Origin of the sequence: Arcticibacter pallidicorallinus, assembly GCF_003002875.1 — a bacterium.
Lineage (GTDB): Bacteria > Bacteroidota > Bacteroidia > Sphingobacteriales > Sphingobacteriaceae > Arcticibacter > Arcticibacter pallidicorallinus.
Window position 1 is genome coordinate 310,158 of record NZ_PVTH01000005.1, and the last position, 23,256, is coordinate 333,413.

Annotated in this window: 21 protein-coding genes; 18 read left to right on the forward strand and 3 right to left on the reverse strand. The window is 46.1% G+C overall.

The window, feature by feature from the left end:
- The first annotated feature begins 20 nt into the window (after positions 1 to 20).
- Entirely contained in the window at positions 21 to 521 is a 501-nt protein-coding gene (locus tag B0I27_RS10580) for a DinB family protein (RefSeq protein ID WP_106293203.1), read from the forward strand.
- Positions 522 to 542: 21 nt separating this feature from the next.
- On the opposite strand, the gene B0I27_RS10585 is transcribed toward B0I27_RS10580, so the two are convergent.
- Both B0I27_RS10585 and B0I27_RS10590 read right to left on the reverse strand, forming a co-directional pair.
- Positions 543 to 1,517: a helix-turn-helix transcriptional regulator gene (locus B0I27_RS10585; RefSeq protein WP_106293204.1), complete on the reverse strand. Its 975-nt coding sequence runs from the start codon at positions 1,515 to 1,517 to the stop codon at positions 543 to 545.
- 85 nt (positions 1,518 to 1,602) lie between these two features.
- Positions 1,603 to 1,986, reverse strand: coding sequence for a hypothetical protein (locus tag B0I27_RS10590; protein ID WP_106293205.1), 384 nt, complete (start codon positions 1,984 to 1,986; stop codon positions 1,603 to 1,605).
- 261 nt (positions 1,987 to 2,247) lie between these two features.
- Here B0I27_RS10590 and galB point away from each other — a divergent pair, with 261 nt between their 5' ends.
- The 15 genes from galB (at position 2,248) to B0I27_RS10665 (ending at position 20,234) form a co-directional block, all read left to right on the forward strand.
- Positions 2,248 to 4,983, forward strand: coding sequence for a beta-galactosidase GalB (gene galB, locus B0I27_RS10595; RefSeq protein WP_106293206.1), 2,736 nt, complete (start codon positions 2,248 to 2,250; stop codon positions 4,981 to 4,983).
- Between the two features lie 65 nt (positions 4,984 to 5,048).
- The gene (locus B0I27_RS10600) at positions 5,049 to 5,801 is read left to right on the forward strand and encodes a TlpA disulfide reductase family protein (RefSeq protein ID WP_181276748.1); all 753 of its coding nucleotides are present in this window, start codon (positions 5,049 to 5,051) and stop codon (positions 5,799 to 5,801) included.
- Between the two features lie 107 nt (positions 5,802 to 5,908).
- Positions 5,909 to 6,859 (forward strand): bifunctional molybdenum cofactor biosynthesis protein MoaC/MoaB, encoded by a 951-nt coding sequence (gene moaCB / locus B0I27_RS10605; RefSeq protein WP_106293208.1) that lies wholly within the window; start codon positions 5,909 to 5,911, stop codon positions 6,857 to 6,859.
- Between the two features lie 2 nt (positions 6,860 to 6,861).
- A complete protein-coding gene (locus B0I27_RS10610) occupies positions 6,862 to 8,055 on the forward strand; it encodes a molybdopterin molybdotransferase MoeA (RefSeq protein WP_106293209.1) in 1,194 nt (397 codons plus the stop codon).
- Between the two features lie 660 nt (positions 8,056 to 8,715).
- Positions 8,716 to 10,023 (forward strand): NarK family nitrate/nitrite MFS transporter, encoded by a 1,308-nt coding sequence (locus B0I27_RS10615; RefSeq protein WP_106293210.1) that lies wholly within the window; start codon positions 8,716 to 8,718, stop codon positions 10,021 to 10,023.
- Positions 10,024 to 10,037: 14 nt separating this feature from the next.
- Positions 10,038 to 13,550 (forward strand): nitrate reductase, encoded by a 3,513-nt coding sequence (locus B0I27_RS10620; RefSeq protein ID WP_245925485.1) that lies wholly within the window; start codon positions 10,038 to 10,040, stop codon positions 13,548 to 13,550.
- Positions 13,551 to 13,560: 10 nt separating this feature from the next.
- Positions 13,561 to 15,027: a rubredoxin gene (locus B0I27_RS10625; protein WP_106293212.1), complete on the forward strand. Its 1,467-nt coding sequence runs from the start codon at positions 13,561 to 13,563 to the stop codon at positions 15,025 to 15,027.
- Positions 15,028 to 15,085: 58 nt separating this feature from the next.
- Positions 15,086 to 16,045 carry a GTP 3',8-cyclase MoaA gene (locus tag B0I27_RS10630; protein WP_106293213.1) on the forward strand — a complete coding sequence of 320 codons (960 nt, stop codon included), beginning with the start codon at positions 15,086 to 15,088 and terminating at the stop codon, positions 16,043 to 16,045.
- Positions 16,046 to 16,051: 6 nt separating this feature from the next.
- On the forward strand, positions 16,052 to 16,285 hold the full coding sequence (locus tag B0I27_RS10635) for a MoaD/ThiS family protein (RefSeq protein ID WP_106293214.1): 234 nt from the start codon (positions 16,052 to 16,054) through the stop codon (positions 16,283 to 16,285).
- A gap of 1 nt (position 16,286) precedes the next feature.
- Complete coding sequence (locus tag B0I27_RS10640) at positions 16,287 to 16,754, forward strand: molybdenum cofactor biosynthesis protein MoaE (RefSeq protein ID WP_106293215.1); 468 nt, start codon at positions 16,287 to 16,289, stop codon at positions 16,752 to 16,754.
- Complete coding sequence (gene mobA, locus B0I27_RS10645) at positions 16,751 to 17,323, forward strand: molybdenum cofactor guanylyltransferase (protein ID WP_181276749.1); 573 nt, start codon at positions 16,751 to 16,753, stop codon at positions 17,321 to 17,323. The genes B0I27_RS10640 and mobA overlap by 4 nt, the downstream gene beginning before the upstream one ends.
- Positions 17,324 to 17,394: 71 nt before the next feature.
- Positions 17,395 to 17,955, forward strand: coding sequence for an elongation factor P (gene efp / locus B0I27_RS10650; protein WP_106293216.1), 561 nt, complete (start codon positions 17,395 to 17,397; stop codon positions 17,953 to 17,955).
- A 182-nt stretch (positions 17,956 to 18,137) separates the two neighbouring features.
- Positions 18,138 to 18,635, forward strand: a complete 498-nt coding sequence (locus tag B0I27_RS10655; protein ID WP_106293217.1) for an RNA polymerase sigma factor — start codon at positions 18,138 to 18,140, stop codon at positions 18,633 to 18,635.
- A complete protein-coding gene (locus tag B0I27_RS10660; protein WP_106293218.1) occupies positions 18,625 to 19,272 on the forward strand; it encodes a hypothetical protein in 648 nt (215 codons plus the stop codon). The genes B0I27_RS10655 and B0I27_RS10660 overlap by 11 nt, the downstream gene beginning before the upstream one ends.
- Positions 19,273 to 19,307: 35 nt before the next feature.
- The gene (locus B0I27_RS10665; RefSeq protein ID WP_106293284.1) at positions 19,308 to 20,234 is read left to right on the forward strand and encodes a serine hydrolase; all 927 of its coding nucleotides are present in this window, start codon (positions 19,308 to 19,310) and stop codon (positions 20,232 to 20,234) included.
- On the opposite strand, the gene dinB is transcribed toward B0I27_RS10665, so the two are convergent.
- A complete protein-coding gene (dinB, locus tag B0I27_RS10670) occupies positions 20,231 to 21,343 on the reverse strand; it encodes a DNA polymerase IV (RefSeq protein ID WP_106293219.1) in 1,113 nt (370 codons plus the stop codon). The two genes, B0I27_RS10665 and dinB, sit on opposite strands and share 4 nt — an antisense overlap.
- A 163-nt stretch (positions 21,344 to 21,506) precedes the next feature.
- Here dinB and B0I27_RS10675 point away from each other — a divergent pair, with 163 nt between their 5' ends.
- Entirely contained in the window at positions 21,507 to 21,875 is a 369-nt protein-coding gene (locus B0I27_RS10675) for a hypothetical protein (RefSeq protein WP_106293220.1), read from the forward strand.
- Between the two features lie 182 nt (positions 21,876 to 22,057).
- The gene (locus B0I27_RS10680; RefSeq protein WP_106293221.1) at positions 22,058 to 23,194 is read left to right on the forward strand and encodes an efflux RND transporter periplasmic adaptor subunit; all 1,137 of its coding nucleotides are present in this window, start codon (positions 22,058 to 22,060) and stop codon (positions 23,192 to 23,194) included.
- The last annotated feature ends 62 nt before the right edge of the window (positions 23,195 to 23,256 follow it).

A 23,256-nucleotide genomic window follows, 5' to 3' on the forward strand; every position in this document is an offset into this window, starting at 1 on the left:
CAAACTTAAAACAACAAGTCATGAACACGACAGCACAAGAAATCACTCAAGAAACCAAGCAAGTAATCAGCCAGGATGAGCTACTTAATCATTGGCAAGGCCATCGTAACTTAACCCGCCGCGTGATCGAAGCGTTTCCGGAAAAGGAATTTTTTGAATTCTCCATCGGAGGTATGCGGACATTTGCAGAGCTTACAGCTGAACTCCTTGCTATAGGCGCCCCTGGCATCAAAGGCATAGTCACTCAGGAGGTTCAGCCTTATCAGGAAGACAGTACGAAGGCTACTACAAAAGCGGAATATCTGGAGAAGTGGGATAAGGCTACTTCTGTTATTAATGACTACTGGAGTCAGTTAAGAGTAGAAGATTTCAGTAAGACGTTTAATCTGTTCGGGGAATATGAATTTCCGGTCATCCAGAATATCCTTTATTTCATAGACAATGAAGTTCATCATCGTGGGCAGGGTTATGTCTACCTAAGAGCATTAGGCGTCGAACCTCCCTTCTTCTGGGAAAGATAAATATTAACAGACCATCAGGAACTACCTCTGATGGTCTGTTAATATTTTAGTCTGCATCTTTTCCATCAAAGCCAGAACCCTTTCTTTGAGACTTTCAGGTTCAATGATTCTGGCGTGATCTCCAAACGTTAAATACCAACGGGCAAACCCCTCGTCTATATTGCGACAGAGGAAAGTCATCTGAACAAAATCACCTTCCATTCGCTCCTCGACGAATCCATGGTACTTTTTTTCAAAGTCCATATATTTCTTGATCTTCCGGTCTGCTTCAATCCTGACTCTTGTGGTAGGAACCTTCTCTCCATCATGTTTAAGATAGGCTTCCAAAGAGAGATGCTCCTTCGTGAAGGGATCATCTGTCGTCCAAATACTATGGATCCTGTCTGTTCTGAATTGCCTGTAATCGTCCCGAAGATGGCAGAATGCGAAGACATACCAGTTGTCATGATCGTGAAATATCCCCACAGGCTCAATAATTCGCTGGGTGGCAGCCTCCGCCTCAAAGGCCCTGTAAAGAAGCTTCGTCTGCTTCTTCTCTGCAATACTTTTAAAGAGGACTGCGAGTGCATTAGGTGCGTTTTCATTAAAAAGCGCCGCTTTCGGCTGCATCATCACACTCGACTCAATATTCGAGACCCAATCCTTATCGGAACTCCTCAACACCGCCTTAAGCTTGAACGCCGCTGATTCATAGTGCTTCGCCATCTCCTTGTCGCTGAACTTTTGCATCAGCTTCTCCGCTGCAATAAAGCTTGCAGCTTCCTCTCTGGTAAACATAACGGGTGGCAGACGATACCCTTCCATTAGAGAATAACCCACGCCGGCCTCACTATATATAGGCACCCCGGATGCTTCCAGCGTCCTGATATCACGATAGATCGTACGCAGGCTGACCTCAAAGCGCTCAGCCAGATCCTGCGCTTTTATGATTCTGCGTGATTGGAGCTGAATAAGGATTGCTATGATCCGATCAAAACGTTTCGGCGTCTCATCCATCTTACAATTATTTGATCAAATATATCGATTTGATCTCTTGTAGCGCGTCTGGACGGCACAGATCAGCTACAACACATTATAATTGCTACGGACTAACCGTTTCCACATCACCATGCGCATCATCTCCGGCAGATTGATCTGTATCAGACTGATCATCACTCACTTCCTGCTCCGGGTCCTGACCTGCATCATCTTGCTGCTCGTTCCCTTGCTGTCTATCTTCCTGCTCATCATTAACTTGTTGCTCGCTGTCCTTGCCATCGGTATTATCAGATGCACCAGAGTTTTTATCATCCGGTCCTGATGCTTGATCCTTTTTATCCTGACTTTCATGCTTGTTGGCATCCTCCAGTCCGCCGTTCTCCGTATCTGGAGTTACCGTTTCAATATCCGACTGCACATTATCAGATGGCTCCGGATGTTTGCCAGTAGTATGTTGCGCTTTCGCTTTTTCTTCATTATTTTCCATACACTAATAAAGTCTCAAAAAGCAAGAAAAGTTTTATTTAAGCTACATTCTTCCCGTTCAAACCAACTTGAAACAGTATCACGCGGGCTCGCAATTACGCAACCTAACAGTACATATCACTGAAAGGATACTACATATGTTTCAAACGATATTCATCTGTATGAGATTAGCTTAGATAGACGTACTTTCGTTTAACACAATTAAAAACCACAAAACCGTAGTAACTGCGGTTTCCCACATGCAGGCACTATTCAGAAAGATATGAGAACTACATCATTCGACAAGCGAATCATCCTCTTGCTCTTAGCATCATTTTTCATCCTGTTCCATCTCTCGGCGCAGACGAAGTCCCCTCGAGATAAAATACTTATCAACGATGGCTGGCGATTTTTTAAATATACTACCTTGTCTGAGGCCGACAGTCTTAGATACGACGTCCGTCCTATGGTAAAGGACGAAAGAGACGATAAGCCTGCAGATTCCAGGCCGACAGAAGCGGTAAAACTTGAACGCGCGGGCGGCGTCTTGAAACCCTGGATCATGCCGACCGGAAACCCATTTGTCAAAGACCCTAAAAAACGCCATATCAGACCTCCGGGTAACCCTGGTGCTGACTTTCCTTTTGTTCAAACCAACTTTGATGATAGCAAATGGGAACAGGTCCAGCTCCCTCACGACTGGGCAATAAGAGGCCCCTTTCAGCAAGGCTGGAATAGTGAAGTCGGCGGAGGTATGGGAAGACTACCCAGCCATGGAGTGGCATGGTACAGGAAAGAGCTGGATATACCATCATCAGACGACGGAAAGTCCATTTATCTTGATGTCGACGGTGCTATGTCGTACGCTATGGTATGGATAAACGGAAAACTCGCAGGCGGATGGCCATACGGTTATAATTCTTTTAGAGTAAACCTGACGCCTTACCTTGTCCCGGGAAGCTCAAACCAGCTAGCCATAAGGATCGACAATCCACCTAGCTCATCAAGATGGTATCCTGGAGGCGGATTGTACCGCAATGTCTGGCTAACAAAAACAAGTCCGGTACATGTCTCACATTGGGGAACATTCGTCAAGCCACGAGAAATATCTAAAAATTCAGCTGTAATAGACCTGGATGTTACGCTCGAAAACACTTACCGCTCGGTCGCCGATGTGGAAGTGAATACGAAAATTTACGCTTTAAATCTAAAAGGCGAAAGGGCTCCTCGTCCGGTCGCTAACTACAAACCTCTTAAGTTGAGCCTGGGCAGCGGACGAACACTCACGACGTCGGGATCAGTGACCATTAACAATCCAAAGCTATGGGGACCTTTACCGGAGCAAAACCCAAACCGCTACGCTGCCGTGACTACCGTCTCCATGAACGGCAAAATAATCGACAGCTATGAGACCATTTTCGGCATCAGGGAGCTGCGTTTTGATGCCAAGAAGGGTGTCTTTGTAAACGGTCAGCGCATTGAACTGAAAGGCGTCAACCAGCACCATGACCTTGGTTCCCTGGGTGCTGCTTTTAACAAACGTGCCGCTGAGCGTCAGCTCGAGCTGCTGCGGGAGATGGGATGTAATGCCATTCGGATGGCACACAATCCGCCTGCTCCGGAATTACTGGCGTTAACCGACAGTATGGGATTCCTCGTTGTTAATGAGATCTATGACGGATGGGAGCTGAAAAAAACACCGCTCGACTTTCATCTTATCTTCCCTGACTGGCATGAACAGGATCTTCGTGCTTTTATACGACGCGACCGGAACCACCCTTCCATTATCATGTGGAGTTTTGGCAACGAAGTGGGTGAACAGTACACAGGTGAGCAGGGTGCGGAATTAGCACGAAGGCTCAATACGATAGTGAAGGAAGAAGATATGAGTCGCCCAACCACTCTTTCCATGAATTACGCAAAAGCGCATATGCCGCTACCGGGAGTTGCAGACATAATAAGTTTGAATTATCAGGGCGAAGGCATTCGCAACGGTGCAGCATATGCCGGACTTAAAGGCATTAATACACAACCTGTCTTCCCCGAATTCCACTCTCAATATCCTGACAAGGTGATTGTCAGCAGTGAGAATGCCGCTACGCTCAGCAGTCGCGGGGAGTATATGTTCCCAATATTCAAAGGCAACAGCTCACCTGTTAGGGGAGGTCAGGGTGGCGATTCTTTGAGATTGCAAGTTAGCGCTTATGAAATATATACCGTTGATTTTGGTGCATCACCCGATAAAGTATTCGCAACCATGGACAAACATCCCTTTGTAGCCGGAGGCTTTGTCTGGAGCGGCTGGGATTACCTCGGAGAGCCAAGCCCGTATTACCTGGCCCGAAGTTCCTACTTCGGCATTATTGATCTTGCCGGCTTCAAAAAAGACCGCTTCTACCTCTATCAGTCTCGTTGGAAGCCCGAAATGCCTATGGCTCATATTCTCCCACACTGGAACTGGCCCGACCGTGTTGGGTTAACGACGCCGGTGCACGTATTCACATCCGGTGACGAGGCAGAGCTCTTCCTGAACGGGAAATCGCAAGGCAGAAAGAAGATGGCCCGGTATGAATACCGCTTTCGTTGGGATGAAGTGAGATATGCACCCGGAGAACTCAAGGTGGTTTCATATAAAGACGGCAAAAAATGGGCTGAGGAAACAATAAAAACTACCGGGGGAGCTTCGCAGCTCCAGCTATCTGCAGACAGGCAGAGCATCCTTTGTGATGGCTCAGACCTCTCATTTATCACCCTCCAGGTAACCGATAAAGCAGGCCTGATGGTTCCGACAGCAAATGATAACATCCGGTTCTCCATTCAGGGGCCGGGAGAAATTGTTGCTACTGACAACGGCGACCCCGCAAACTTCGTGTCGTTCCTAAGCCACGAACGCAAAACATTTAACGGTTTGTGCCTCGTTATTGTACGCGGAAAGAAAGGGCAGCCGGGCCTTTTAACGATCACTGCTGAGTCTGATACGCTGAAGGCTCATACGATTACTATCAATTCCAGACAATGATTGACTGCGCTAGGAAAGTCTGTAAAAAAAAAGTTATTTTAGCTGAACTAACCACATGTAAATCAATGAGATTCTTATTCCTTATCGTTCTAACACTTTTGACATTCAACAGCTACTGCCAGAAAAACGTTTACACCTTCAATAACGGCACGTTCTTCTCTAAAGATCAAATAAATGCTTATTTATCTGCCGGAAACAAAGAACTGCCTCCTACGCATGAGCTATTACCGGTCATTTACCATAAAGCAATTATCAAGGACTCAATTGTAAACTACCTCAGCTTTAATGTATCGAATAAAACATCCACCAAGCAGTCTTCATCATCCGAATTCATCTATAAGCAGGACTCGCTGTACTTACTACTGAACCGGCCACTTCCTGCCTTTAAGTTGAATGATTTGAACGGAAAGGAAATATCCTCAGAGGACCTTTTGGGTAAGCCAACTCTTATCAACTTTTGGGCAATTAATTGTGCTCCTTGCATAGAAGAAATGCCGCAGTTAAGCCGACTCAAGGAAAGATATAAGGATAAGATGAACTTTATTTCGATCACACACGATTCCAAAACAAGAAATAATTTGGTAAAGTTCCTTGAAGATAAGGACTTCAACTTTCAAGTCCTGGAGCTTGGCGAATTGTATGAAAAAGAACTTAAGATTGGAGCGATCCCTAAAAATCTCTTTCTTGACCGAAAGGGAGTATTAAGATATATTCAGAGCAACTACCCACTTCAGAGAAAGTCTGAAGTCATTGAAATTATAGACATTGACGATAAAGACAACTACTTTACCAAAATCATTAATGAACTAATTAGGTAATCTGAACAGGATAGAATCATCCACTTCATATTACTGTAAAACCGCACAAACAGATCTGCTGTTCACATTGATCGAACACAGTATGATAAAAATCATAATATTTGTATATGCGTGATATAACCAGCAAGCAAATTACACTCCGGTCCGCAAGGGCAATATCAGTTATATTCTGTTCTGCAGATACGATCAGCCTTATTAAAAATGAGCAGTTACCTAAGGGTAACCTTTTTGATGTAGCCCGGGCAGCTGGATTTATTGGAGCGAAACTAACGCCTCAGTTGCTGCCACATTGCCATCCCGTAGGTATAGACGGTATGGATATACAGTTCAGCTTTCTCTCGGAAGAAACGCACGCTGAGTTTTTTGAAAAGTCGGCATTTGAAAAAAATGGTATCGTCATCCTCGGTGAAGCAAAGTCGATAGGCCGGACAGGCATTGAAATGGAGATGCTTACAGCCGTTTCCGTGGCAGCCCTGGAAATTTACGACATGCTCAAGCCGGTGGACACCATGCTGGAAATAGGCCATATCAAGCTGTTAAAGAAGACCGGTGGCAAGAGTGACCGTAAGAAATATTTCTCCAGCTCACCTACTTGCGCCATACTGGTATGTTCAGATTCGACTGCCGAAGGTAAACGTGAGGATAAAAGCGGCAAGCTCATCCGACAGATGCTGGAAGATATCAGCGCAAGCGTGGTCGATTATAAGATCGTCGCCGATCAGAAAGATCAGATTCAGGAACAGATAAAAAAGTGGGTAGCTGACGACGTACATTTCGTGTTTACGACTGGCGGCACGGGACTCGGTCCGCGCGACAACACCGTCGAAGCTGTTAGCGAGATGCTCGAACGTGATGCCGACGGTATCACGGAAGCGATTCGAAACTACGGACAGATGCGTACTCCCCTGGCAATGATGAGTCGCGCCGTTGCCGGTTCAATCGCACAAACCCTCGTGGTTACCCTCCCTGGCAGCAGTGCAGGAGCGAAAGAATCGATGGAAGCGATCTTGCCTGCCATTTTCCATGCCCGAAAGATGATGAAAGGCGGAGGACATTAGGAATGCAAAGTCTTGACAATGCCCTTAGCCTCATTTCGTCACTGGTAAAAGGTTTCGCCCATGAATTCGTAGCGCTGGAAGAGGCTGACGGCAGAATCCTGTCAAAGGATATCACCGCAGACCGGAATTACCCACCCTTCAACCGGGCAGCAATGGATGGCTACGCCATTATGCAAAGCGACTGGAAGAAAGGCATTCGAAAATATAAAGTTGCAGAAACTATTTTGGCCGGTCAGGCTTCGCAGACTCAGATTAGCTCAGGATATTGTTATAAGATCATGACGGGAGCAGCAACTCCTCCGGTAGCAGACGTCATTATCCGAAGAGAAGACGCAAATGAACTGGACCAGGAAGTTGAGCTGCGAGCAGATGATCTAAGGATCTATCAAAACATTTCGAGAGAAGGCGAAGACACTAAAAAAGGTGATTTACTTGTGAAGGCTCCGGTACGCTGTAGTTCGCAGATAATCAGCCTGCTTGCCGCTACAGGAAACCATCTGGTGTCCGTTTATGCCTTACCCTCTGTCTCCGTAATTACCACAGGTGATGAGGTCGTCCCCCTTCCTGCTGAAGTGACAGCATTTCAGATACGCAACAGCAATCAATTCCTGCTGAAATCCTTACTAAAGAAGTGGCAAATCTCAGCCTGGTTCTCGCGTCATGTCGCCGATGAAATTAATTCTTTGACAGAAGCACTCTCCCAGGCCATCACATCTGATATAACGATTATAAATGGTGGTGTATCTGCGGGAGACGCAGACTATGTGCCGGCAATATTAAAAAGTCTGGGAGTAAGGGAAATCTTTCATAAGGTCGCCATTCGTCCCGGCAAGCCGTTATGGGTAGGACAAACGTCCGAGGGTAAAGTAGTCTTTGCTTTACCGGGAAATCCCCTCTCCTGCCTTACGACCTTCAGCATCTTCGTGGAGTCATTTCTCTTCAAAAGCATGGGTTTTGAAAGCAGGCCGTTGTACAAGCTGCCCATACTTCAGGATCGCTCCAAAAAACACCCGCTAACAGAATTCTTTCCTGTAAGCCTTGATCCTAAAACCGGGGGCCTTCAGATTTTACCGTTTAATGGCTCGGGCGATATTACGGCAGGTCTCTTCGCGGATGGTCTCGCAGTGCAGCCAGATGATTGCCCATCGCTACTCAACGGAGATTTAGTCGCTTTCTATCCTTTTCGAAGCCTTTAATACGCTCAAATTACCATTCGATGTTGTAGATCTATGGTTTTCAACCTTAATCTGGGATAGATACCAGAAAAACATCATTTCCAAACTTTCTTGAATCTAAATTTGGCCGTTGCTGAATTAAGCTCTCCTGCGACGAGAAGTGTTCAGCGTCCTTTATTCAATGCCCTCTCACCTTCGGACCAAAGTCGTACCAACGTCGTACCAGCTTCGATAAAAGCCAATCAAAATGCGAAGCGGATACGGCGCCGTACCGGACTAATCTTGTCTCTTTAGAAAGGTGATATAAAGTGATCAGTCGATTATTTAAGGCAGATTCGATTTTTCACTGATAGAATTACATCGATTTTATCAAATGCAGATTCTGTAGTTTCCAAAAAATAACCGCAAAAAACTAGTAACAACTTCAAAACAATCACTTAATTGCAGGAATGACGCTGCAAAATCTGCGAAAACATTAAATAAATCATATTATTTCATACCATAATTGAAAAAAACTTGGAAAATAGACGAAAAAACAAGGGATAAAATTATATTTCTCATATAAATTCAACTATTTATACTCTATAAACACATTTTTTTATGATAAATAATATATTTACATAACAAACAAGAGAGACACAACAGAAAATGGCACATATATTAAAAAAAACATGATTCGATATGGCAGATAACCTAACACCTCTACAACATCTAAACATCTTCAAGACCCGGGGCGTTCAGATGAGAACTTTTCATATCACCTGGCTCACCTTTTTCTTTTGCTTCTTTGGTTGGTTTGGAGTAGCTCCTTTGATGCCTTTGATTAGAGAGCAATTGCATCTAAGTAAGGACCAGATCGGAAATATTATCATCGCTTCCGTTTCTGCCACGATCGTCGCCAGATTAATTATTGGCAAGTTGTGCGATACCCTCGGCCCCCGCTTATCCTACACGATACTACTTGCGGTTGGCTCCATCCCGGTAATGTGTATTGGCCTGGCCAACAGTTATGAAAGCTTTCTGATATTCAGATTTGTGATTGGGATTATCGGAGCGTCATTCGTCATCACTCAGTTCCACACATCCATGATGTTCGCGCCTAAAATCGTCGGAACGGCAAACGCTGTTACCGGAGGCTGGGGAAATCTTGGAGGCGGTGTTACGAACCTCGTTATGCCACTGATTGCTGCCGGCTTTGCAGGGCTGGGCTTTGTCAGTCAGGCCGACTCCTGGCGACTGGCTATGGTAGTTCCGGGCGTCATCTTATTAATCATGGCTTTTGTCTACTATAAATATACAAAGGATACTCCCGCCGGAAATTTCAAGGACATCGAACGAACGGCCGGAGTTAGCAAAAAAGGAACGTTTTTAATAGCACTGAAAGATTATCGTACATGGGTGCTCGCATTGGCTTACGCAGCGTGTTTCGGCATAGAAATAACAGTAGACAATGTAGCAGCTACGTACTTCACCGACAAGTTCGGCGCCTCCATGATTATGGCCGGGGCAATGGCGGGCATATTCGGTGGCATGAACATCTTTGCGCGCGCGCTTGGCGGCTATGTAAGCGACAAGGTTGGCGAGAGTTATGGCTTAAGAGGAAAAGGTTTGTTACTTGGAGGTCTGCTACTGCTGGAAGGCATCGGAATAAGCCTTTTCGCTCAATCGCAAACGTTGGGAATGGCTATTCTGGCGATGCTGCTTTTTGCATTATTTCTTAAAATGGCAAACGGCAGCACATACGGCATCGTGCCTTTTATAAATAAAGACGCTATCGGCACGGTCAGCGGAATAGTTGGCGCAGGTGGAAATCTTGGGGCAATGCTTGTTGGATTTCTTTTCAAGTCGGAGAGTCTTTCTTACGCAGACGCTTTTCATTATATCGGCATAGGTGTGGCCGTCATCGGATTGCTGGTGTTCGTTACCAGGTTCAGAAACCCGCAAACAACAGCGCACGAAGTACCACATGTGAAGCTTCAGCAGGTTTAACCGTCAAAACAAATATGATGCAAAGTGAAAGAGGCAAAAGTTTTACCAGCACCTGCTGTTATTGCGGCGTGGGTTGCGGAGTAAAAGTTAGGGTTGAAGGAAATAATACCGTTTCTGTGGAAGGAGACAAAGAACATCCCGTCAACAAAGGCATGCTGTGCAGCAAGGGAATGAACCTGCAATACACGGTCAACGACAAGAGTGATCGCCTCCTTCATCCTCAAATGAGGTATAACAAAAATATGCCCCTGCAGAGGGTGAGCTGGGATGCTGCGCTGACCCGAACTGCAGCGGTTTTTAGTACCCTTATTGAAAAATATGGACCTGACTCGGTCGCTTTTTATGCCTCCGGGCAGTGCCTCACAGAAGAATACTACGTCATCAATAAGCTCATAAAGGGATTTATTGGCAGCAATAATATAGACACCAACTCGCGGCTCTGTATGAGCAGTGCTGTGACCGCCTACAAAATGGCGCTTGGTGAAGACAGTGTCCCGATCTGCTACGATGATATCGAGCTATCGGACTGCCTTTTCGTGACGGGCGCTAATCCGGCCTGGTGCCACCCCATATTATGGCGGCGTATTGAAGCGCACAAAGCAGCGAATCCTCATATTAAGATTATCATCGTTGACCCCAGGGCAACTGACAGTTGTTCCATCGCAGATCTGCACCTTCAAATCAATCCGGGAACGGATGTTACGCTTAACTATGCGATTGGAAGGGTCCTGATTGAAAGCGACAATATTGATATGGATTTTATCCGTCAGCATTCCGAAGGTTTTGACAGGTACCGCGAGCTTGTATTTGAAAAAACACTTGCTGAATCGGCTGCAATATGCGGAGTTGCAGAGAGCGATATTCTTCTCACAGCCACGTACATCGCATCGGCGAAGGGCTTCCTAACCATGTGGACGATGGGCTTGAACCAGAGTGCTATTGGGGTAAATAAAAATCTCAGCCTCATTAACCTCAACCTGATTACAGGGCATATTGGCAAACCCGGCTCAGGGCCCTTTTCGCTGACGGGGCAGCCCAATGCCATGGGTGGCCGGGAGGTTGGCGGTCTGGCTAACTTGCTACCCGCACACCGGGATCTCAACAACGGAGGTCACCGCGCCGAAGTGCAGAAATTCTGGGGAGGAACCGCTATATCCGACAAAGCAGGTTTAACAGCGACGGAAATGTTTGAAGCACTGCACGACGGGCGCCTGAAAGCCATCTGGATCATTTGCACCAACCCCTTAACCAGTCTTCCGAACGCGCGATTTGTGGAGCAAGCGCTGAAGAAAGCCAAATATGTGGTTGTTCAGGACATCAGTGATCAGACTGAAAGCCTCGCCTATGCCGACGTCATTCTGCCGGCGGCAGCCTGGACGGAGAAAGAAGGCACGATGACGAACTCCGAAAGAAGAATCAGTCATCTTCAAAAATTAGTGGATCCGCCCGGCGAAGCTTTGCCTGACGCAGAAATCATTTGTCGCTTCGCCAGTAAAATGGGGTTTAAGGGGTTCGACTATGCGTGCATGGAAGACATTTACAAGGAGCATACCCGCCTCACAAAACAAACGAACCTGAACATCGACGGACTCAGCTATTCGCTGATAGACGAACATAAAACGATTCAGTGGCCTTTCAACAAAAAGAGTAATACCGGTACTGCCCGCCTGTTCGGCAATAAGCTCTTCTATACGCCCTCCCGGAAAGCGATTATTCATAGTCCACCTGACCACTTAAGCAGCGAAATGCCCGACACGGAATACCCTTTGATCCTGACTACGGGCAGGGTTCGCGATCACTGGCACACGATGACCAAGACAGGCAAGGTAAGCAAGCTGAAGCAGCACACGAAAGACGCTTACCTGGAAATACATCCTGCGGATGCGCTGGAGCTTGGCATCGAAAACGGACAAGTAAGCGTCGTCAGATCCCGTCGCGGAGAAGTTCAGGTTAAAGCGCGAATATCAACAGCGATGAAGCGGGGTGTGGTATTCCTGCCCATGCACTGGGGTAAAATACTTGGGAATGATCTCAACCGGACGAATAATATCACCAGCACGCTGATAGACCCTATATCTAAGGAACCGGACTTCAAATATTGTGCGGTGCGCGTAGAAAAATGGAGCAAAGCACCTCAACGAATTGTCATCATTGGTGCAGGTGCAGGCGCCTTTGGCTTTGTAAAATCGCATCGCCAGATAAACAAAAACGATCATATTACCGTGTTCAGCAAGGAAGATTCTCCTTTCTATAACCGCGTAATGCTGCCTGACTACATCAGTGGCGAACAGCGCTGGGAACAGCTCGTAAAAATGACAGACGAGGAAGAACCGGAGTACAATATCCGTTTGCTAAGAGGTGTTAGTGTGGAGTATATCAATCGGGAGGCCAAATACGTCACCGATTCCAGAGGAAATAAAACCCCTTACGATGTACTGATTATGGCAACAGGGAGCCGTGCGACTCTGCCCCGGCATGTACCTTCATTGCCAGGCATCTTCAGCATGAGGAACCGAACTGATGCCGATAGCTTTAAGAAATACCTGCCGGCAAAGGCTCATGTGGTCATCGTTGGCGGTGGACTTCTGGGTTTGGAAATGGCAGCGTCCCTGCGTGAAATTGGTGTGGATATTACTATTGTGCAGCGTGTCTCCCGCTTCTTAAACAGACAACTCGATCCTCTGGGTAGTCAGCTTTTACACGAAGAGATTACTGAGCAGGGATGCGATATTTTTTATAATGACGAGGTGCAGGTCTACTATGGGCGGTCAAAACTAACCGGCATTGGATTAAAAAGTGGCAGAAAGATCAATTGCGATGCGATGATTATCGCCATTGGTACCACGCCGAACATCGAGCTGGCGAGAAGCTGCGGTCTGAACTGCAAACGCGGTGTCATTGTAAACGAGCGCCTGCAGACCAGCGATCCGGATATTTTTGCGATTGGCGAGATCGCCGAGTTCAAGGGCATCCTCTACGGCATAACAGCTGCAGCAGAACAGCAGGCAGAAGTGGTATCCGGATATCTGAACGGTGATATAGGCAGCTTTTACAAGGGGAGCATATTCATGAATATTATCAAAATTCATGGTTTCGATCTATGCAGCATCGGTATGCCTGAGTGTCCGGATGACCCCCAATATGAAGAGATTGTATTCATCGACAAAGCGAAACGCTATTATAAAAAATGCATCGTTCATCAGGACCGGCTTGTCGGAACGATTCTGATAGGTGATAAAAGCGAATTCCAGGAATTCAGAGAACTTATCGCCAATCAAACAGAACTCAGTGAAAAACGCCTGACGCTGTTACGGAGCGGCAAAACCTCGGAGCGTGTTCTCGGAAAACTGATATGCAGCTGCAACAACGTAGGCAGCGGTAACATCACCAAACAGATGGACGCGGGTTGCATCGATTTCGGAGAACTTTGCTCCCTTACGGGTGCGGGTATGGGTTGCGGATCCTGCAGACCTGAAGTAAAACGCATTCTTGAACAGCTGAGAACGGAAGAAACCATGGCCTCTTAATATCGTATTTATGAGCAGAGTAAACATCAAGATAAACCTCCCGGGGGGAATTGTATCGACCGGAGACCTTCAAAATATTCTTCGGGGAGCCGAATCGGCTGGCGCCTCGTCTGTATCCTTCGGTAACAGACAACAGTTGTATTTTGAAATCAACAATGAACAGCTGGAAGACCTTGAACATCAATTCTTTGTATCTGATACTATTTACGAGGTTAACGCCAACCATTACCCCAATATCATCAGCTCTTATGTCAGCGAAGATCTATTCGATAACACAGGCTGGCTCCGTGAAGGTGTTTATAAAGACATTCTGGATTCCTTTTCCTTCACACCTACGCTGAAGATCAACCTGGTAGACAGCAGCCAAACCTTCGTTCCTTTTTTTTCCGGCAACCTTAACTTCATTTCATCTGATATCAGTAATTACTGGTACTTGTATGTGCGTTTTCCGAAAACTAATGTCATCTACTGCTGGTCTACTCTTATCTATTCGGAAGACATTTGCGCAATGAGCAAGCGGGTCGAAAGTACAATTCTGGATCACCCCCGAGCTTTTTATGACACAGAGGCTGCAGATGGTCATTTTCTGGAGCACAAAGTTTCTCCACCTGCCGGTTCGATCAGACAGTTACCCTCTTCTTCGTTGCAACTCCCATCCTTCCAAATTCCCTGCTATGAAGGCTTCGGACGGTATGGGGATAAGTATTGGCTGGGCATTTACAGGAGAACTGAACTTTTTTCGATCGCTTTTCTGAAAGATCTCTGCGCGATGTGTATTCAATGCAGAATTGGCCAGATCTACACTACCCCCTGGAGGACTATATTGATAAAAGGTATATCCACTGCAGATATTGAATCATGGAGAATTCTGCTTGTCAAACATGGAATCGGTACAAGGCATGCAGCCACTGAGCTTAACTGGCAAACGGAAGATCTGTGCGAGTCTGGTCTCAGTTTAAAACTCGCTCTGGCAAAACAATTCGACCAGGAAGACCTGTCGACCGGCGATCTCTGTTTCGCCATTAAGATGAATCCGAAAGCCGGGCTTTTTGGTTCGGTCATCATAAGAAAAGTGCAGAATTCTGATCCGGGAGAATCAAGGCAAGGCTTTGACATACTGCATACGGCCGACTTTAATCCAAATTCCAGGAAATTAGTTCGGTACAGCACGGATGTTCCTGAAGATGATTTAGCCACGGTATTGACTGAGCTCTGCCATTATTATGCTGATCAAAGTACTTCAACTATTCATCCAAAAGATATAGACTCAGAAAATCTGATTCATCAGGAGACTTTGGACACCGTCTTGCAATGTAAACTCTGCTTGACGATTTATGACGGGAAGACCGGCTATAAAGCGGAAGGTGTGAAATCAGGTATCTTGTTCGAGGATTTGCCGGAGGATTTTTGTTGTTCGCTTTGTGAGGCCGACATATCGGCCTTTATCGAGATAGAGCGGCATAAGTTGTACGCATAATTACAACACTTTTGCTTTTTAAGCGTTACTTTAGATCGTTTCCTGGCAATCGAGAACAATGACAGAGATCAAGGATAGTTTTAACAGAACCTTCAAGACACTTCGGGTAAGCTTGCTGAACACCTGTAACCTCGCTTGCGTGTACTGCTGTTTCGGTAATGAAGATAGTAAAGAAAATTATCGAAGCGGGAAGAACCAGGCGCTTCAGACTGATGAATTGCTGAAGCTGATTGCAAAATTACATGAGCGCCTTGATTTGAGTGTTGTCCGACTTACAGGTGGAGAGCCACTGTTATATAAAGAGCTTCCTGAGCTCGTCAGAGGCATACGCAATCTGGGCATTAATAACCTGAAGCTGACTACAAACGGACTGCTTCTTGAAAAAATGGCTCCGGCACTGCAGGATGCCGGGATTACTTCCATCAACGTTTCACTGGACGCCATCGACCCGGAAGTTTACCATCTGATGAGTCGCCGGCATGACCTCAGCCGAACGCTGAGAGGCATTGAAGCAGCACAGCGACTGGGGATAGAGGTTAAAATCAACTCGGTTGTCATGAAAGGGTTGAACGATAGCCAGATCCTTCCCTTACTGAAGTACGCCTTCGAGAGAAGTATCAGGATCAGATTCCTGGAAATCATGGCTATGGGCCACCTCCACGATACTGCCGATCAGCACTTTTTTTCGCAGGAAGAAATACTTGCCAGGATTGACACAAATTACCCGGCCTTCCCTCTGCCTCGTAAACGTTCTTCTACTTCAAACTACTGGCAGACCCGGGACGGGAATATTTTCGGCATCGTAGCGAATGAGAGTGAGCCCTTTTGTTCAGATTGCAACCGCTTGCGTCTCGATGCTTATGGCAATATTTACGGCTGTCTGAGCAGCAATAATCCTATCAGTATTCTCGAGACTGAATCCCAGAATCTGGACAGCAGTCTCCGTGAGGCGCTTGCTCAAAAACAATCCATTAAATTTACAGGAAGCACACTTAGCATGCTACACATTGGGGGATAGTAACACATGAAAATAGAAGTCTTTGCCGCCTTGAAAAATTATTTCAGTAAGGAATTTGAAATAACAGAACAACTGGAAACGGTTGCTGATCTGAGGCAACACCTGAAGAACATAAATCCATCATCTTCACAGCTCATTAATATGTGCCGTTTTGTAGTGCAGGAGGACCTGGTCACTGATGCTCACCCCCTGCTGTCCAACGATCATGTGGTTGTATTACCACCAAGCAGCGGAGGTTAGGATGATCTATATAACAGAAGAACAGCTGGACCTGCCAGGATTGCTGGCTGCGTCTCACCATCCTGGCGCAGGAGCGGTAGTTTTGTTCAGCGGCGAAGTGCGCGATAACAACGTAGGGAAGAAAGTGGATTACATCGAGTACGAATCATACGCTCCTATGGCCTCCAAGATGATGAACCAGATTATGGAAGACGCCCGTCAGCGTTGGGACCTTCAGATTGCCGTTGCCCAGCACCGCATTGGTAAGGTGAAAATTTCAGAATCGGCGGTGGTCGTTATTACTGCCTCCGCGCACAGAAGCGAGGCTTATGCCAGCAACCGCTATATCATTGACCGTATAAAACATGAGGTTCCGATCTGGAAATGTGAGTATTTTGCAGATGGCACGAGCGTATGGGGAGGCAACTGCAATTGCCACACGGAAACGGGAGATCTGAACAAGCATATATACGAATCAGAGAACGGATGATGCTGGGTGTAGTGCTCTGCGGAGGTGAAAGCAAGCGAATGGGGAGCGATAAAGGTTTGCTTCCAGCGGATGGTGAGTCTTGGGCGGAACGAGCCGCCTCTAAGTTATCGAAGCTGAACATTCCGGTCGTGCTGTCGGTCAATGCGGCACAACTTGAGTCTTACGGTCCGGTTTTTGCCCCCTCTGAACTGGTTGTTGATACGGTGGATGCAAGGGGACCGCTAAAGGGCTTACTTAGTGTTCACAAAGCTCATCCGGATAAAGATGTTCTGGTTCTTGCCTGCGACATGCTTGATATTGACTTCAGTACGCTGCAAGTGTTGAAACAGGCTTACGAGACAACAGAAGGGGCTTTTGACTACTATGTTTATGAAAAGGATGAGTTTATCGAGCCACTCTGTGCGATCTACCCCGGGCGGACACTCCAGTCGCTGCACACGATACTTGTCTCGGGAGCTCTCCCATCCTTCTCCCTGCAGCGACTAATCCCCGGATCAAATTACAAAAGCATTGCGATACCAGATGATCAGAAATTCGCGAACTACAACGCGAACAATCCATTCGTCTGAGGATTGAAGGCAACTTCCATTATTATCGAAAAACCAACTATATTTGGCATCAAATCTTTACACTTATTTTAATGGCAAAGGCATCTGAAGTAAAAACAGGAAATATCTTACGTTACAACGGCGAACTGGTAACGGTTGAAGAACATGTACACCGTACACCAGGAAAAGGCGGTGCCTTTTATCTCGGAAAATTTCGTAATATCAAAACAGGGAAAATTGTAGAAGCGCGTTTGGGTACTGATGAGCAGGTTGAGATCTGCCGCGTTGAGACAAACGACTACCAATACTTATATGACGAGGGCGACTATTTTGTAGTGATGGACAATGTAAGTTTCGACCAGTTTAATATTCCAAAAGCGTTATTCGGCCCATCTGCGAGATTCTTAAAAGAAGGCATGAACGTGGTTGTTTCCTTCGAAAGTGAAGAACCGATCATGGCGCAGGCTCCAAACTTCGTAGAGCTTGAGATTACGTATGCAGAGCCCGCTGTTAAAGGCGATACATCATCAGGCGCTCAGAAGTATGCAACTACAGAGAACGGCGTTGAAGTAAAAGTTCCATTATTTGTCAACCAGGGCGATAAGATCAAGGTAGACACCCGGACAGGTGACTATGTGGAACGAGTAAAATAATTCATTACCTTCGAAAATTTAAAGCGGCTTATTAATTTAAGCCGCTTTTTTTATGATCTTTTTTAGTTGCTTCCCACTTTTAATTACCAGCATTTTAATGCCTGCATTCGTCTTGTTATTTTTCTTTAGAAAACCTGTAATTTTCTTTAAGTACCTACGACTAACTGTTCAAAATCAATTAAATGAAAGATGAATTTATCGTAATGATAAACGAACATCGGGGAATTCTCTACAAGATTTGCAATTTGTACTGCGATGATGAAGAGGATCGAAAAGATCTTTTTCAGGAAATGGTTCTACAACTCTGGAAATCGTATCCAGGCTTCCGGTCTCAGTCGTCAAAGTCCACATGGATGTACAGGATAGCGTTGAACACCTCGATCACCCGTTTACGAAAAGAAAAAAGGGAACCCAGCCGACGCAGTCTTATGGATGCAGATTTCGAGATCCCGGACTTTAACCCGGGGCCTGATCAGCACGAAGAACTCGCACTACTCAGGAATGCTATAGACCAGCTCAATGAGATTGAGAAAGCCCTCGTTATGCTGTATCTCGAAGAGAAAAGCTACGAAGAAATTTCGGACATCACGGGCATCACAAAAACGAATGTTGGAGTCAAGCTGAACAGAATTAAACTTAAACTGGAAAAAATCATAAATAAGAATTGCCATGTTAGATGAACTTAAAACCGCCTGGAAAACCTACGATAAAAAAATTGAACGCAGCCGTTTGTTAAGCGACCGGTTGATTGTAAGCATGATCAGGGAAAAGTCTCAGTCCCGTCTAACCAGAGTTAAAAGAAACTACCTGATGGGGGTTGGCTATATGCTCTTCTGGTTTGTGCTTGGGTTGATCGTTATCTTCAGCAACCCCTTCGATTTTAAGCGGACCACCGAATACCTGCCTATCGCTGTCTATTGCATTTGTGTGTTTGTACTTGGCGGGGCGATGTTAAAAACTACTTTTCAGCTTCGAAATGTAAAGGTCGCTGACTCCAATCTTCAGGAAGCGCTTTTAAGCATCACTGAAATTCTCAAAAAGTATAACAGGCCAGGCAAATTCCTGGGATTGACGCTAAAGATCTTATTGAGTACTGCTGTTCTGTTTCCTTTATCCTTCTTACAGCGAAAGATTGAAAATGAGGGCTTAACCAGAGGAATACTGGAAACATTGCTGGCTATGAGCATATCAGGCGTTTTGATCATTATCGCTCACAAAGCCGGCGCATTCCGGGAGAAGAACAGTACTAAGTTTGATGAGTATCAACGTGAGTTGCAGGAGCTGAGAACATTGTCAGAAGAATTAAACGAAGAATAGCTATATTGAAAGACAATCCTGAACTATATCAAAAGATGGACAGACCAAGACGACTCTCCCCCGCTCTGCTACTTTTATTGCTGTTATTACCTGCTCTCACGTTCTCTCAACGACTTGAACAGGATCATAAGCTTGAGAAAGCGCTGTCCAGGCTTGTGGATACGTTTAAAGGTTCCGTTGGGATCTACGTTATGAACCTGAGAACCGGAAAGTATGCTTCTCTGAATGGGGACAGCATCTTCCCCACCGCCAGCATCGTTAAGGTACCCATTCTTGTCGGCCTGTTTGATCAGATTGAGCAAGGCAAATTGAGTTATCATCAGCCAATGATCTACCGGGATTCGATAAAATACGGGGGCTCAGGGATCATGCAGCATTTCAAGGACAGCTCGGCCACCGAAGTGAGTGTCCTGGCACATCTGATGATGTCTTACAGTGATAATACGACATCGCTCTGGAATCAGCAGCTTGCCGGAGGGGGCGAGCAGATCAACAAGCTGATGGACAAATACGGATTCCCCAATATCCGGGTAAATTCGAGAACAAAGGGCCGCGAAGAGATCTGGAAAAAGTATGGCTGGGGACAAAGTACGCCCCGTGAAATGGCTTCGTTGCTGGTCAAAATAAGGAACGGAGAAATAGTAAGCAAGGCTGCAAGTGATCGCATGTACAGATTGATGACAAAAGGGTATTATGACGAGGACGCGCTTGCTCAGATACCTCCCTATGTGCAGGCTGCTGCTAAAAGCGGTGCCGTAGATGCGTCACGTTCTGAAGTGGTGCTGGTGAACGCACCCTCGGGTGAGTATGTGTTTTATGTGGGAACGAAAGACAATGCAGATCAAAGCTGGAGCAGGGACAATGAGGGACAGGTACTGATCCGCAAAGTTTCTGCCTGCCTGTGGAATTACTTTGAACCTCACAGCAAATGGAAAGCTCCTTTAAGTAGACCTGCTCATTAAGGGAAGAGCCTCAGTTGTCCGCTTTGCTGCTGTTTTAAGGCCCTGGGGTTTTCAGCTTCGTTGAAGTTTGATATCGAAATTCCGAGCAAACGTACTTTTTCATCTTCGGATATGGCCGATGACAAGAGTTTGCTGGCGACACTAAAGATGGTAGCTTGATCGGCTATTGGTGAAAAAAGTGACTGGCTCCGGGTAATCTGTCTGAAATCGCTGTATTTGACCTTCAACGTAACCGTACGTCCCTTTAAATTCTTGCGCTCAAGCCTGGAGTGAACAATCTCTGCAATCTTGTACAATTCAGCATCCATCTCATCGAGAGTCTTGAGATCCTGAGCAAATGTATCTTCGGCGGCGAGAGATTTTGTTTCTCTGTGTGGCTGAACGGCGCGCTCATCTTTCCCGCGAACGATCTGATAGTAAAAACTACCGGTCTTACCGAAATGGCGGATAAGTTCTTGTTCGGAGAGCTTTTTCAAGTCTGCACCAGTATGGAGCCCTATACTCTTCATTTTGGCTGCGGTAACCTTACCTACGCCGTGAAACTTTTCTACCGGAAGCTTCTCCATAAACACTTCGATGGACGAAGGTCCGATAAACTTCAACCCGTCGGGCTTGTTGATGTCAGACGCAATTTTGGCAACAAACTTATTTATAGAAACGCCTGCAGAGGCTGTGAGCTGCAATTCATCTTTGATGGCCTGCTTGATCTGCTGAGCTATCTCCAGCGCAGAACCAATGTTCAGCTTGTCCTCTGTAACATCCAGATAGGCCTCGTCCAGAGAGAGAGGCTCGATCAGGTCTGTATACCTCCGGAAAATTTCCCGGATTTTTCCGGACACCTCCTTATACACTTCAAACCTCGGCCGTACGAAGATGGCATGGGGACAAAGCTGTATCGCCTGCTTGCTCGACATAGCCGAGCGAACTCCAAACTTTCTGGCCTCATAACTTGCGGTGGCAACGACTCCTCCCCGCCCTTCAGGCGACCCTCCCACGACAAGTGCCTTTCCGCGCAGATCAGGATTGTCCCTTTGCTCTACAGAGGCATAAAAGGCATCCATGTCGATATGGATGATCTTGCGAACGGTAGGTGTCGAAACAGGATGCATTATACAAAAATAGCACAAAGACAAGGTCCTGACTGATGTTACGTCAATAAAATCAGCAGAAAGCGTCTTCTATTATAAAAAAGATGTTACTTATGGTAATATATTGTCACAAACCTGCTCCGGCATTTTGTTGAAATTTGTATTAATATATCTTTGCGCCAGAATGATCATCAAATTATTTCACTTCTTGTCGCTTTTTGCGTACCTGAATATCATTGTTTATGAGGCCGGAGTCAATCCGACTCTCGATAAGCAATATATTTTTGCGGGTGATTCAATAATTGAGTTTATCCTGGATGACGTTATGGACATTCCCATGAAAAGCCATGGAAACGACATCGAAATTCCAAACGAGAAGTATCGGGTCTTTCAGTCGGTTAGCTTTATAGCGCCATTGATCTACTTTTTCAGCCTTATTTTTGTGTTTAGCAGTATCTGCCGAACTATAAAGATCAATCATCCGTTCTATCGAACCAAAAGCTTCTGCTTACCTGGATACTATTCCTATCTATTCAGGTTAAAACCGTTTTAGTCGTAAAATAAACCCTAACTGGTCATGGTACTGGCTCCGCACTATTCAGTGGTGAATGGAGTATTGCGTCATGACTCAGGAAAAGCTGTATCCTCTATCCGGCTTAAGTTATCCACTCTCACACTCAATAAAATTGATAACAGGGCGTATGACGCGCCTTAAAAAAACCCCCTCAAGACATCATGAAAGCAAACGCCTTAGCTTATTGCGCCTCTTTTATTGCCCTGGCATTCGGATCTTGCACCCAGACAAGTAAAAACGAATCGGCCAGCGACATGCCACGTAGTGTGCCGGTGGCCCATGTTACAGTACTCGACACCACTATTTACAACGAATACGTAGCCGATATACAGGCGGTCAAAAATGTTGAAGTACGCGCAAGACTGAGCGGCTTTTTGGAAAAAATATATGTAGAAGAAGGCTCAGAGGTAAAAGCCGGACAGGTACTGTTCAAAATTAACGACGAAGAATATAAGGCTGACCTCAGCAAGGCGGAAGCTGTGCTGAACAACGCAATTGCCGATGCAAAGACTGTAGAGCTGGAAAAACAGCGCACGCAGACACTTGTGAAGAATAACATCGTTTCCAAAACAGATCTCGAACTGGCTGGCGCGAAGCTAAAGGCAGCGCAGTCACGGGTTGCAGAAGCCAGATCAGTACTTCAATTCGCAAAATCCAGACTAGGCTATACCCTTGTAAGAGCACCTTTCAGCGGCCGGATCGACCGTATTCCCCTTAAAGCCGGAAGCTTGCTGGAAGAAGGATCCTTGCTGACCAGTGTATCAGACCTCAGTGCGGTAAACGTCTATTTTTCAATCTCGGAGAAGGAATATCTGGGAATAGCCGCCGACTCAGGTTACAAGCGTAATGGTTTCAAAAAGACGGTTAAGCTAAGTCTTGCCAACGGTCAGGTCTACCCATATCCCGGAGAGGCTGCATTTGCCGAGAGCGAGTTTGCCAGCCAGACCGGTACTATTTCGCTTAAAGCCCGATTCGAAAATCCTAACCGGCTGCTGAAACACGGGGCTTCAGGTAAGATCAGCGTTCCGGTAGAAACCGGCGAGATATTAGCGGTACATCAAAAATCCGTTTTTGAAATCCAGGACCGGACATATGTGTACATGGTAGATTCCAAGAATAGAGTAAAGATGACTCCCTTTTCTGCAGGGCAGCGCGTAGGTCACTATTACACCGTGAACTCGGGGTTAGCGAAAGGCGATAAGATCGTATTTGAAGGAACGCAAAGTCTCCGTGACGGAATACAGATCGATCCGAAGGCAATGGACGCAAAACCGGGTGCCCATCTGGCAAAAAACTAAATCTGAAACAAAGACATGTTTATTGTGCGGGTGCCACAGCCGCCCCGCCTAACTATGCGTAA